Source organism: Streptomyces sp. NPDC034084, assembly GCF_055575535.1.
In genome coordinates this window covers 132,255-144,750 of the sequence record NZ_JBVISK010000004.1, presented here as the reverse complement: position 1 = coordinate 144,750, position 12,496 = coordinate 132,255, and the positions used below count along the sequence as shown (strand labels likewise).

At 69.0% G+C, this 12,496-nt stretch carries 9 protein-coding genes and 1 pseudogene; 2 read left to right on the top strand and 8 right to left on the bottom strand.

Annotation, left to right across the window (positions count from 1 at the left end):
• Positions 1 to 109: 109 nt before the first annotated feature.
• The 7 genes from ACZ51I_RS15770 to ACZ51I_RS15740 all read right to left on the bottom strand — a co-directional run bounded on the left by ACZ51I_RS15770 (position 110) and on the right by ACZ51I_RS15740 (position 11,020).
• The gene (locus ACZ51I_RS15770) at positions 110 to 1,198 is read right to left on the bottom strand and encodes an ABC transporter ATP-binding protein (protein ID WP_468875917.1); all 1,089 of its coding nucleotides are present in this window, start codon (positions 1,196 to 1,198) and stop codon (positions 110 to 112) included.
• Positions 1,191 to 2,249, bottom strand: coding sequence for an ABC transporter ATP-binding protein (locus tag ACZ51I_RS15765; RefSeq protein ID WP_468875915.1), 1,059 nt, complete (start codon positions 2,247 to 2,249; stop codon positions 1,191 to 1,193). The genes ACZ51I_RS15770 and ACZ51I_RS15765 overlap by 8 nt, the downstream gene beginning before the upstream one ends.
• 14 nt (positions 2,250 to 2,263) lie before the next feature.
• The gene (locus ACZ51I_RS15760) at positions 2,264 to 3,217 is read right to left on the bottom strand and encodes an ABC transporter permease (protein WP_468875913.1); all 954 of its coding nucleotides are present in this window, start codon (positions 3,215 to 3,217) and stop codon (positions 2,264 to 2,266) included.
• Positions 3,210 to 4,142 (bottom strand): ABC transporter permease, encoded by a 933-nt coding sequence (locus tag ACZ51I_RS15755; protein ID WP_468876833.1) that lies wholly within the window; start codon positions 4,140 to 4,142, stop codon positions 3,210 to 3,212. The genes ACZ51I_RS15760 and ACZ51I_RS15755 overlap by 8 nt, the downstream gene beginning before the upstream one ends.
• Positions 4,143 to 4,312: 170 nt before the next feature.
• Entirely contained in the window at positions 4,313 to 5,953 is a 1,641-nt protein-coding gene (locus ACZ51I_RS15750; RefSeq protein ID WP_468875911.1) for a peptide ABC transporter substrate-binding protein, read from the bottom strand.
• Positions 5,954 to 6,431: 478 nt separating this feature from the next.
• The gene (typA, locus tag ACZ51I_RS15745; protein ID WP_468875909.1) at positions 6,432 to 8,333 is read right to left on the bottom strand and encodes a translational GTPase TypA; all 1,902 of its coding nucleotides are present in this window, start codon (positions 8,331 to 8,333) and stop codon (positions 6,432 to 6,434) included.
• Positions 8,334 to 8,605: 272 nt separating this feature from the next.
• The gene (locus ACZ51I_RS15740; RefSeq protein WP_468875907.1) at positions 8,606 to 11,020 is read right to left on the bottom strand and encodes an ABC transporter family substrate-binding protein; all 2,415 of its coding nucleotides are present in this window, start codon (positions 11,018 to 11,020) and stop codon (positions 8,606 to 8,608) included.
• Positions 11,021 to 11,268: 248 nt separating this feature from the next.
• Here ACZ51I_RS15740 and ACZ51I_RS15735 point away from each other — a divergent pair, with 248 nt between their 5' ends.
• Positions 11,269 to 11,496: a hypothetical protein gene (locus tag ACZ51I_RS15735; RefSeq protein ID WP_468875905.1), complete on the top strand. Its 228-nt coding sequence runs from the start codon at positions 11,269 to 11,271 to the stop codon at positions 11,494 to 11,496.
• Positions 11,497 to 11,510: 14 nt separating this feature from the next.
• Positions 11,511 to 11,792 (top strand): annotated as a pseudogene (locus ACZ51I_RS15730) (fumarate reductase/succinate dehydrogenase flavoprotein subunit); the annotation flags it as partial.
• Here ACZ51I_RS15730 and ACZ51I_RS15725 read toward each other — a convergent pair.
• Positions 11,711 to 12,487, bottom strand: a complete 777-nt coding sequence (locus ACZ51I_RS15725; RefSeq protein ID WP_468875903.1) for a transglutaminase domain-containing protein — start codon at positions 12,485 to 12,487, stop codon at positions 11,711 to 11,713. The pseudogene ACZ51I_RS15730 and the gene ACZ51I_RS15725 sit on opposite strands and share 82 nt — an antisense overlap.
• Between the last annotated feature and the right edge of the window lie 9 nt (positions 12,488 to 12,496).

Here is a 12,496-nt window from a genome sequence, read left to right as displayed (position 1 = left end):
GGGTCCCCGTGGCCACGGGGACGTCGGCAACGCGAGAGGCCCCCGGCACCCTTGCGGGTGACGGGGGCCTCTCGGGGCTCAGGGCCGGATCAGACGGCGTGTCAGTGCGTCAGAGCACCGGAACGACCTGCTTCTCCTCGGCGAAGTGGCACGCCGAGGAGTGGGCGGCCGGGGTGTCCTCGCCCTGGAAGCGCTCCGGGACCGCGAGGACCGGCGTCTCCTGGGCGCACTTCTCCTGCGCCTTCCAGCAGCGGGTGCGGAAGCTGCAACCCGACGGCGGGTTGGCCGGCGAGGGGACGTCACCGGTGAGGATGATCCGCTCGCGGTGCGCGCGGGCCTCCGGGTCCGGCACCGGCACCGCGGAGAGCAGCGCCTGCGTGTACGGGTGCGTCGGGTGCTCGTAGATCTCCTCGTCCGTACCGATCTCGGCCATCTTGCCGAGGTACATGACGCCGACGCGGTCCGAGATGTGCCGGACGATCGAAAGGTCGTGCGCGATGAAGAGGTAGGAGAGGTTGAACTCGTCCTGGAGCTTCCCCATCAGGTTGATGACCTGCGCCTGGACGGAGACGTCCAGGGCCGAGACCGGCTCGTCGCAGATGATGATCTCCGGGTTGAGCGCGAGGCCGCGGGCGATGCCGATGCGCTGGCGCTGTCCGCCGGAGAACTGGTGCGGGTACCGGTTGATGTACTCCGGGTTCAGGCCGACGACGTCGAGCAGCTCCTGCACCTTGCGGCGCCGGTCGCCCTTCGGGGCCACCTCGGGGTGGATGTCGAAGGGCTCGCCGATGATGTCGCCGACCGTCATGCGCGGGTTCAGCGAGGTGTACGGGTCCTGGAACACCATCTGGATGTTGCGGCGGACCGCCTTCAGCGCGCGCCCGGACAGCTTGGTGATGTCCTGGCCCTTGTAGAAGACCTCGCCGGCGGTGGCCCGCTCCAGGTTCATCAGGAGCTTGGCGACCGTGGACTTGCCACAGCCGGACTCGCCCACGATGCCGAGGGTCTCGCCCTGGTAGAGGTCGAAGGAGACCCCGTCCACGGCCTTGACCGCGCCGACCTGCTTCTTGAAGAGGATGCCCTGCGTCAGCGGGAAGTGCTTCTTCAGGCCACGCACCTGGAGGATCGGCTCGCCGCGGCCCACAGGGGCGTCGAGGGCGGCGGCCACGGCCTCGTCGGTCTTGCTGAGGTCAGCCATGGATCGTCTCCTTCCAGAAGTGGCAGGCGCTCTTACGGCCCGGGAGGTCCGCGCCGTCCTGCTCGGTGACCGGCACCAGGGCCGGGATCTCCGTGCGACAGATGTCGTCGGCCTTCGGGCAGCGCGGGTTGAAGGCGCAGCCGGTCGGCACCTTGAGCAGGTTGGGCGGCAGGCCCTTGATCGCGTAGAGCTCCTGGCCCTTCTGGTCCAGGCGCGGGATCGAGTCCAGCAGACCCCGGGTGTACGGGTGGGCCGGGCGCTTGTACAGCTCGTGCACCGGCGCCTGCTCGACGATCCGGCCGGCGTACATCACGGCGATCTTGTCCGCGACGTCGGCGACGACGCCGAGGTCGTGGGTGATCAGGATCAGGCCCATGTTGTATTCCTGCTGGAGCTCCGCGAGGAGGTCCATGACCTGGGCCTGGACGGTCACGTCGAGAGCCGTGGTGGGCTCGTCGGCGATGATCAGGTCCGGCTCCAGGGCGAGCGCCATGGCGATCATGATGCGCTGGCGCATACCGCCGGAGAACTGGTGGGGGTAGTCGGAGACCCGCGCCTTGGCGGCGGGGATCTTGACCTTGTCCATCAGCTCGACGGCCTTGACCTTGGCGTCCTTCTTGGAGAGGCCGTGGTGCACGCGGAACATCTCGCCGAGCTGGTAGCCGACGGTGAGGACCGGGTTGAGGGAGGACAGCGCGTCCTGGAAGATCATCGCGATCTTCCGGCCGCGGATCTTCCGCCGCTCCTCCTCGGACATCTTCAGCATGTCCTGGCCCCGGAACAGGATCTCGCCCTGCGGGATCTTGCCGGGCGGCATGTCGAGGATGCCCATGACGGCCTGGGCGGTGACGGACTTGCCGGAGCCGGACTCGCCGAGGACGGCGAGGGTCTCGCCGGCGTTCACCGAGTAGTTGACGCCGTTGACCGCCTTGGCCACACCGTCACGGGTGTGGAACTCGACGTGCAGGTCACGGACTTCGAGCAGCGGACCCGTGTGGTCGGAGCCGTCGCGCGGCGCGGGGACGGCCGCGGTCTTGTCGATGGTGCTCATCTGTTACGCCCTCCTCAGCGCAGCTTGGGGTCGAGGGCGTTGCGGACGGCTTCGCCGAGCATGATGAACGCCAGAACGGTGATGCTCAGCATGATCGAGGGCCAGAGCAGGACGTGCGGGGCCACTCGGATCTGGGCGACACCCGCGGAGATGTCGACACCCCACGAGACGGTCGGGGCGGCGAGGCCCAGACCGAGGAAGGACAGGGTCGCCTCGGCCGAGATGTAACCACCGAGCGCGATGGTCGCGACGACGATCACCGGGGCCATGGCGTTCGGCAGGATGTGCTTGAACAGGATCCGGGTGGTACCGGCGCCGAGGGCCTTCGCCGCGTGGACGTAGTCGGCCTGCTTGACCGTGATCACGGCACCGCGCATGACGCGGGTGATCTGGGTCCAGCCGAGGAACGCGAGGGCGAAGACGACGACCCAGACGGTCCGGTCGATGAAGGCCTGCAGGACGACCATGGCACCGAGCAGGAACGGGATGCCGAAGAAGACGTCGGTGACCCGGGAGAGCACCGCGTCGACCCAGCCGCCGAAGTAGCCCGAGATCATGCCCATGACGCCGCCGACGATCGTGACGATCGCGGTGACGGCGATGCCGACGGTGACCGAGGCACGGGTGCCGTGGATCAGCCGGGCGTAGACCGAGCGGCCCTGGCCGTCGTAGCCCAGCCACTCGGGCGAGCCGATCTTGCTCAGCTCGGGCTTGCTCAGGAAGTGGTGGACCAGGTCACCCGCGGTCGGCGACGCGCTGGTGAAGAGGGTCGGCCACGCCGAGATCAGCAGCAGCAGCGCGATCAGCACCGACGAGACGATGAAGTACGGGTTGCGGCGCAGGTCGGCCCAGGCGTCGCCCCAGAGGCTGCGGGCCTTCTCCTGCGTCGGCGCCGGCCCCGAGTCCACCAGAGGCGGGGCGATGGCGTCCTCGACGGCCGCGGCTGCGGTCTTGGTCACGTCAGGCATACCGGATCCTCGGGTCCAGGACCGCGTACAGCAGGTCGATGAGCAGGCTGGTGACGAGGTAGACGATCACCAGGATGGTGACGAGGCCCACCAGGGTCGAACCCTCGCGCCGAGAGATCGAGTCGGCGATGACACCGCCGATTCCGTGGATGTTGAAGATCGCCTCGGTGACGACCGCGCCGCCCATGAGGGCGCCGATGTCGGTGCCGAGGAAGGTGACGACGGGGATCATCGAGTTGCGCATCAGGTGGACGCCGATGACGCGGCGCTTCGGCAGGCCCTTCGCGACGGCCGTGCGCATGTAGTCGGCGCGCAGGTTCTCCGCCATGGACGTACGCGTGAGCCGGGCCACATAGGCGAGGGAGAGACCGCCGAGCACAATGGCGGGGGCGATCATCTCGCTGAGCACCGGCTCGGTGCTGACGTTCGGTGCGATCCAGCCCAGGTTGAAGGCGAACACCATCTTGATGATGTAGCCGAGGACGAAGACCGGGATCGAGATGATCAGCAGGGTGAAGATCAGGATCAGGTTGTCGGCCAGGCGGCCGGCGCGCAGACCGCCGATGATGCCCAGGCCGATGCCGAAGACCATCTCGATGGCGAATGCGAGGGCCGCCAGCTGAAGGGTGATGGGGAACGCGTCTCCGAGCACTTCGGTGACCGGTCGACCGTTCCGGAGCTGGGTACCGAAGTCCTGGTGCCAGATCATGTCCCACATGTACGTGACGTACTGCTCCCACTGCGGCCTGTCGAGACCCAGCTCGTGGCGCTTCGCGGCGAGCGTCGCCGGGTCGGCGCCCTTGTCGCCGAACATCGCCAGCACGGGGTCACCGGGCAGGCTGTGCACCATGAGGAAGATCAGCAGGGTTGTCCCGAGGAATACCGGGATCATCTGGAGCAGTCGTCGTGCGACATAACGCCCCATCATGCCTCCGTTGAGATGTGACAGCGCAACCGACGGGCCCTCCCCCGACGACATGCCCGGATCCGGGCACGCTGATGTCGTGGAAGGGCCCCCCAGCCGCTGCGTAAGGCACCGAGACGGGACTGACGTTCCGTCAGTCCCGTGACGGCGTGCGGACTACGCTTGGGTGATTACTTCTTGACCTCGACGCCGGTCAGGATCGGGTCGCCGTCCTGACCGTAGGCCACGCCCGAAACCTTCTCGGAGTAGCCCGCGTTGACCTTGTAGTACCAGAGCGGGATGGACGGCATGTAGTTCTTGAGGTCCTTCTCGATCGCCTGGTACGCCTTGACGGACTCGTCGAGCGTCTTGGCGGAGTCGGCCTTGGCGATCTTGGCGTCCAGCTCCTTGTTGGAGAAGTCGCCCTGGTTGCCGCCCGCACCCGTGCGGAACAGGTCCGAGATGAAGTTGGCGTTCACCGGGTAGTCGAGCACCCAGCCGGAGCGGTAGAGCGACTTGACCTGCTTGGTCTTACGAGCGGTCAGGTCGGCCTGGAAGTCCGGCTTGCCGTCGCCGACGCACTGGACACCGGTGGACTGCTGGATGGAGTTGCAGACCGCGTCCACCCACTCCTTGTGGCCACCGTCGGCGTTGTACTGGATGGAGATCTTGTTGTTCGGGACGCCACCGCCGGCCTTGATGAGCTCCTTGGCCTTGGCGGGGTCGAACTTGGTGACGCCGGCGCCACCGTCCTCCTGGAAGCCCAGGACACCCTTCGCGACCCAGCCGGTCGCGGGCTCACGCGTGCCGTTCAGCACCGTCTTGGTGATGGTGGCGCGGTCGATCGCCATGGACAGACCCTGGATGACGCGCGGGTCGACCAGCTTCGGCTTCTTCCACTGGTCGGAGTAGAAGGCGACGGCGACGGTCTGGATCGCGGAGTACGGCTGGTCCACGGCGCGGTCGCCGAGGTCCTGGCGGTAGACCGGGAGGTCCTTCGGCGCGAGCTGACGCAGGACGTCGACGTTGCCGGACTTCAGGTCCTCGTACGCGGCCTCGAGGGTGGTGTAGTTCTTGAAGACCACACCGCCGTTCTTCGCCTTGTTCGGGCCCTTGTAGCCGTCGAACCGGGTGATCTCGATCTTCTTCTTGTGGTCCCAGCTCTTGAACTTGTAGGGACCGTTGCCGACCGGCTTCTGGCCGCCGGCGACCGGGTCCTTGTAGAAGGACGCCGGGAGCGGGGCGAAGACGATGTAGGCGAGCTTGTGGCCGAAGTACGGAACGGCCTTCGAGAGCTCGATCGTGAAGGTGTTCTCGTCGACGACCTTCAGACCCTCGAGCTTGTCGGCGGTCTGCTTCGCGCCCTCGGCGTCCGGGTGGACCTTGTCGTAGCCCTTGATGTCCGCGAACCAGGACGCGAGGCCCTGGGCGTTCTTCAGGCTGGCGTTCCAGTTCCACGCGTCCACGTAGGACTTGGAGGTCACCGGGGTGCCGTCGTGGAAGGTCCAGCCCGGCTTGAGCTTGACGGTCCAGGTCTTCGAGTCCGTCGTGGTGACCGACTCGGCGTTGATCATCTCCAGGGAGCCGTCGGCCTTGTAGTCGACCAGGGTCGAGAACAGGCCCGCCATGACGGCGGAGCCGTTGGACTCCATCGTGTCGCCGGTGAGCAGGGGCTTCTCAGGCTCACCCAGCTCGATGGAGAAGATTCCGTTCGGGTCAACAGCGCCCTTGGCGTCGTCGCCGGTACCGCTCTTACCCCCGCCACAGGCGGTCGCAGCAAGGGCAACGATGATCGCGCCCGTTACCCACTTGGCGCTCTTGGCACCGCGCATGGGTTCCTCCTCATGAGTCCACTTTGTCACTACAAGAAGGGCACTCCGAGTTCGCCGACACCCCTGACGGCTTTGTACTCAAGTGCCCCGAGTGTGCTCGTGAGTCGGCACTCCCCACAGTGCGTGACCCATTGACCCGAGCTCAATGGAGCCAACTATTAAGTACGTCCGGGCTGTAAACCACACTTAAGTGGTCTCGTTTTGACAACATCGCCAAGGTCCGGATGACCGAAATCCGGACAAACTGAGCACAGACAGACACCCGCGAAACGGACCGTTAACACACGTACCGGAGAGCGATCGCCGATATGCGGACAGCTCGCCTCCGAAATGAAGTTGACGGAACTTGACGAAAAGCCCGGGCCCCCACAGCGTCTGTGGGGGCCCGGGCTCCGGTGCTGACGTCACATCAGCCGAGAGCGGCGTAGATCACAGGACCGTGACCTACCCCGCCGTACCCGGCCGTATGCGACCTTGCTCAGCCGTTCTTGGCGCGGGAAGCGGAACGGCCGCGCTCCTTCTGGTCCAGGACGACCTTGCGGATGCGCACGGCCTCCGGGGTGACCTCGACGCACTCGTCGTCGCGGCAGAACTCCAGGGACTGCTCCAGGGAGAGCTTCCGCGGCGGGACGATCGCCTCGAAGGAGTCGGCGGAGGAGGAGCGCATGTTGGTGAGCTTCTTCTCCTTGGTGATGTTCACGTCCATGTCGTCGGAGCGGGAGTTCTCGCCGACGATCATGCCCTCGTAGACCTCGGTGCCCGGGTCCACGAAGAGGACGCCGCGCTCCTGGAGGTTGGTCATCGCGAAGGCGGTGACCGCGCCCGCGCGGTCGGCGACCAGCGAACCGTTGTTGCGGGTCGTCAGGGTGCCGAACCACGGCTCGTGACCCTCGTGGATCGAGTGCGCGATACCCGTACCGCGGGTGTTGGTGAGGAACTCCGTACGGAAGCCGATGAGGCCACGCGACGGAACGACGAACTCCATGCGGACCCAGCCGGAGCCGTGGTTCGACATGTTGTCCATGCGGCCCTTGCGGACACCCATGAGCTGCGTGACCGCGCCCATGTGCTCCTCGGGGACGTCGACCGTGAGGCGCTCGACGGGCTCGTGCACCTTGCCGTCGACCATCTTGGTGACGACCTGCGGCTTGCCGATGGTCAGCTCGAAGCCCTCGCGGCGCATCTGCTCGACCAGGATGGCGAGGGCGAGCTCACCACGGCCCTGGACCTCCCAGGCGTCCGGACGCTCGGTCTCCAGGACGCGGAGCGAGACGTTACCGATGAGCTCGCGGTCCAGGCGGTCCTTCACCTGGCGCGCGGTGACCTTGCGGTCCTTGACGGCGGACTTGGCGTCCGCGCCCTTGCCGGTGCCACCGCGGCCGACGAGCGGCGAGGTGTTGGTGCCGATGGTCATCGAGATGGCCGGCTGGTCGACCGTGATCAGCGGCAGCGCGATCGGGTTCTCCGGGTCGGCCAGGGTCTCGCCGATCATGATGTCCGGGATACCGGCGACGGCGCAGATGTCACCGGGGCCGGCGACCTCGGCCGGCTTGCGGGTGAGCGCCTCGGTCATCATCAGTTCGGTGATGCGGACGTTGGAGATGGAGCCGTCCCGCTTGATCCACGCGACCGTCTGGCCCTTGCGCAGCTCGCCCTGCTCGACGCGGAGCAGCGCGATGCGGCCGAGGAAGTTGTCGGCGTCGAGGTTGGTGACGTGGGCCTGGAGCGGCGCGTCCTCCTCGTACGACGGGGCCGGGACGTGCTCCAGGATGGTGGAGAAGAACGGCTCCAGGCTGTCGCTGTCGGCGGGGACGGTGCCGTCCTCGGGCTTGGTCAGCGAGGCGATGCCGTCACGGCCGCAGGCGTAGACGATCGGGAACTCGATCTGGTCCTCGTCCGCGTCCAGGTCCAGGAAGAGGTCGTACGTCTCGTTGACGACCTCGTCGATCCGGGAGTCCGGGCGGTCCGTCTTGTTGATGCAGAGGATGACGGGCATCCGGGCCTGGAGGGCCTTGCGCAGCACGAAGCGGGTCTGCGGGAGCGGGCCCTCGGAGGCGTCGACGAGGAGGACGACCGCGTCCACCATCGACAGACCGCGCTCGACCTCGCCACCGAAGTCGGCGTGACCGGGGGTGTCGATGATGTTGATCGTGATCGGGGCCCCGCCGTCCTTGGGGTGATACTTCACCGCCGTGTTCTTGGCGAGGATCGTGATGCCCTTCTCACGCTCCAGGTCGTTCGAGTCCATCATGCGGTCGTCGAGCTGCTGGTGGGCGGCGAAGGCACCGGCCTGCTTGAGCATGGCGTCGACGATGGTCGTCTTGCCGTGGTCGACGTGGGCGACGATGGCGACGTTACGGATGTCGTGGCGCGTGGGCATGGGTGCTTGCGCTTCTCTCGGATCGTGGGATGCGGCGTCAGTTCCTCGTACGCCCGCCGGGCGGACGCGCCACGGCTATGTCCTATGGTACGGGGCTGCCACGCGAGGGGCTTCCCCGGCCAAGATCCAAGAGGTCTTACCGGTGGTTCACAAGGGTGTGGGGGAGGTCGTGCGACCGGGTCAAGGGGCCGACGCGATCCTGCCCGCCGGGATCACCGGCGGGCAAGGTACTTGAGCTGGTTCTGAGGTTGTGACCTGCGGTTTCGGAGGTTTCAGCGGTTTCGTTCGGCACCCTTGGAGGATTCGGGCTTCTTGAAGCCGATGTCCTGGTAGCGAGGAGCGGCGAGCCCCCAGGCCCCGGCGTTCACCAGATCGGCCCTGGCGGCGACGAGCTGCGGGCGCTGGTAGAGGGGGATGGAACCGGCCGCGGCCCAGATCCGGGCGTCGGCCTGACGGACCAGCTCGCGGGCCTCCTCCTCGTCGAGCGTCCCCGCCGCCTGGTCGAACAGCTGGTCGATGCGGTCGGTGCCGACCCGGGAGTAGTTCTGCTCGACCAGGAGCGAGCCGTCCGAGGCCGGCTCGGGCTTGGCGAAGATCGGGCGGGCGTCGGTCGCCGGGAAGGCGGAGGCCGGCCAGGAGTAGAGGGCCAGGTCGTAGTCGCCCGAGGCGATGTGGTCCTTGAAGAAGCTGTCGTCGGACACCTTGGTGACCGCGGTACGGATCCCGACCGCGTCGAGCATCCGGACGATCCGGTCCCCGACCGCCCGCAGCGACTCGGAGCCGGGCCCCGAGGGCAGGACGAAGCGGAGGCTGAGCGCCTTGCCGTCCTTGCCGAGGGCCTTGGCGGCGTCGGGCGCCGTCACGGGGGCGGCGGTGCCGCGCGGGGCGTAGGCGCCGGCCATCCCCTGGTCCGGCTTGGCGGCGGACCGGGCGCCGGCCCGGGCGGCCGAGCCCGCGCCGGTGTCGAGCGCCTCGGCGCGGGCGAGGAGCGCGGCGCTCTCGCGGGCGGCGGCGGGGGCCGGGGCGAGGACGTTGGTGCCGTTCTCGGGGCCGTTCGCGCCGATCACGGGGGCGGGGAGGGCGCGGCGGTCGCCGGGCTTGTCGTCGCCGACGATGTAGAGGCCCTCGTCGGAGGCGGTGTCGCTCCCCTTCTTCTTGGCGTCGGTGGAGCCCTCGGACTTCTTCTCCGCCTCCTTCTCCCCTTCCTCCTTCTTCTCCTGCTCCTTCTTCTCCTGCTCCTTGGTCTCCGCCTCGCTGCCGGCCTTGGTGCCGGCGGGCTTGCGGAGCGCGCCGCCCGGGACCCAGCCCGCGTCGGCGAGGAGCGCCTGCGCCTCTGCGGTGTCCTGGCCGCCGAGCGCGTCGCTGCTGTCCGCGTACGCCGCCTGCCCCGCGAGGGCGAGGTGGCTGCCGGGGGGCTTGGCGGGGAGGCCGAGGGGCCCCAGTACGGATTCGGCCAGCTCCTGGCGGTTGATGGCGCGGGCCACCGCGCGCCGTACCCGCTCATCGGCCAGCGGGCCGGACTCGCCGTTCAGCGAGAGCTGGGTGTAGGCGGGCTCCAGGGACTTGCGGACCACGTACTTCGCCAGGGCGTCCTGGGCACGGGCGTACCGGGCGATCGCCTCCTGGTTCTGCCGGCGGGCGGCCTTGACCTCCGCCGCCTTCTCGTCGTCGGAGCCGTGGGCGAGGGCCCAGGACCTCAGGGCCTTGGCGGGGGTGATCGCGGAACCGGGGCCGTGGGCGAGGGCGGCCTGGGCGCCGTTCCGGCCGGCGCGGGCGTCCCGGACCGCGAGGGAGATCCGCTCGGCCACGGACCGGTCGATCTCGGCCAGGTCGAGGCTGCCCGCGGCGAGCGCGGCCGCCCGGTCGGCCCGGGGCACGGCCTTGAGGACGACGGTGTCGAGCTTGGCGGGCTGGCCCCACCAGCGGGGGTTGCGGGCGAGGGTGACATCGCCGCCCTCCCGGTCGATCCCCTGCAGCAGGAACGGTCCTGCGGTGGCCTTGAGGGTGGCGCGCGCCCCGTCGTTGAAGGAGTTCGGAGAGCCCATCACCTGCTTGGGGTAGAGGGGCGTGAAGAGGGACTGCCAGTCGGCGTAGGGCTTGGCGAAGGTGACCCGCACCTCCAGGTCGTTCTTGCCCCGCTCGATCTTCTCGATCCGCTCGTAGCCGGAGTTCCGGGCGGTCCAGTACGCGGTGTCGCGGCCGCTCAGGGCTCGCCACTGGGCCACGAAGTCGGGGGCACCGATCTCGCGTCCGTCGCTCCACACCGCCTGCTGGTTGAGCTTGTAGAGGACGACCTGCTTGGGCTCGGTCTCGATGACCTGCGCGGATTCCAGGTAGTCGGGGTTCCGCTGTGGCCGGCCCCGCTCGTCGAGCGTGTAGAGGGAGGGGAGGACGGCTCCGGCGATGCGGGAGGTGGTGCCGTCGGCGTCGGCCTGGAAGGTGTTGAGCGTGGTGGGCAGCGCGTCGACGGCCCAGCGAAGGGTGCCGCCGTCGGCGACCCGTTCGCGGGGCGCGGGCGCGTTGTCCTGGGCGGCGGCGGGGGCTTCGTCGGCCTCGTCGCCGGAGCTGCAGCCGGCGAGGACGGTGACGGCGAGGACCGCGCTGGTGAGGGTGGCGACGGAGCGGAGCGTGCGGGAGCGCGGGCTCCTGGAGCATGTCCTCCCGCGAGGGGCGCCGATCTGGGACATGACTTGTACCCCTTCGTCCAGATTTATTCCATTAGGAGATGATCAGACCTATTGCTCATACACTGAAAAGGACGGAGCGGATTCGGCCACGGCGACACGGCGGCACGACCGGCGAACGCCACTCGTGCGGCTCAACCCCGACGGGACCGGGCGCTCCGGACGGGTGCAAACCCGTGCACATGGCTTCCCAAGCGGGATGCGACGCGCGACACTCCTGCCGAAGCCGCTCGCGGAAGTGAGGGCGACCCATGTCCGTTCAGGACGATCTGGCGGCCGTCAAGCGTCGCCTGCGGGACCTGGAGCTCGCGGTCGCGGAGCTGGAGCGCCGCGTCGTGGCGGAGCGGAGCGCGCCTCCCACACCGGCCGCCGGCCGCGCCGAGAGTCTGGTGACCATCCCCGACACGCCGTACGACAGCGGGCTGTGTAGGGACACGGACGACGAGGGACTGGGCGCTCGCGACCGCCAGGCGCCGTAAGACGGAGCGGCGACCGGTTCAACCCCGGCCGGCACCTCGCACTCGACCTGCGGAACATGCTCCTGGTCGGCGAGTGCGTCGCGCGGGCCGCCCTGGAGCACACCGAGTCCCGGGGCGGGCACACCCGCGGGGACCGTCCGGCGATGGAACGGTCGTGGCGCCCGGTGAACCTGCTCGGCTGCTTGAGGCCTGCTCACGCATGCTCAGGCATGCTTCAGGCCGCCGTGCCCGCGCTCCAGCGGCCGAGGACCGGCTCGGCGAGGGTGCGGGCGGGGCGGCACAGGGTCTGCCCGTGACGGTCGAACAGCTCGTCGCGCGAGGAGAAGCGGCCGAGATCCGTACGGAGGTGGGCGGACAGGTCACAGGGAGCCGATCCGGCGCACGCGGCCGGGGCGTCCCAGTCGACGGTGGTCCGGGCGAGGGCCTCGAAGAGCGTCTCGGCGCCGGAGTTGGTGAACCCGCCGTCGCGCCCGGCGGAGCCGGCCGGGCCGAGTCGGGTGAACAGCTCGGCGATCGGCACCCAGACGCCGCCGGCCGCCTCTTCGAGCCGGAACTCCGGCCAGGCCAGGAGCACCTCCTCCGGGACGAACGGGCGGAGCTTCGGGAACCTCGGGTACCAGAAGGCGCCGTCGACGAGCAGGCCGCGCACCCGGGTCCCCACGCCGAGGGACCGGGCCACCGCCTCCAGGACCGCCATCCGCTGGCTGCACGAGCCGCGCCCGAGCCGCAGCGTCCGCGACACCCGGCGCCGGTCCTCGACGGAGTACACCGGCCGCACGGCGGTGACGAGGACGCCGTGCGCCACCTGGAGCCGGGCACGGTCGGTGACCGCTCCCCGCGCCTCGGACTCGCGCAGCACCCGGGCCACGAGCGCGGTCACGAGCGGATGCTCCAGGTCCAGGATCGGGGTGGACCGGGTGGACCCGGGGACCTCCCGCGCTCGCGCGTGCTCGTCACGCGCGCGGACCGGCATCAGCAGACGGCTGGTCATGACGTACCC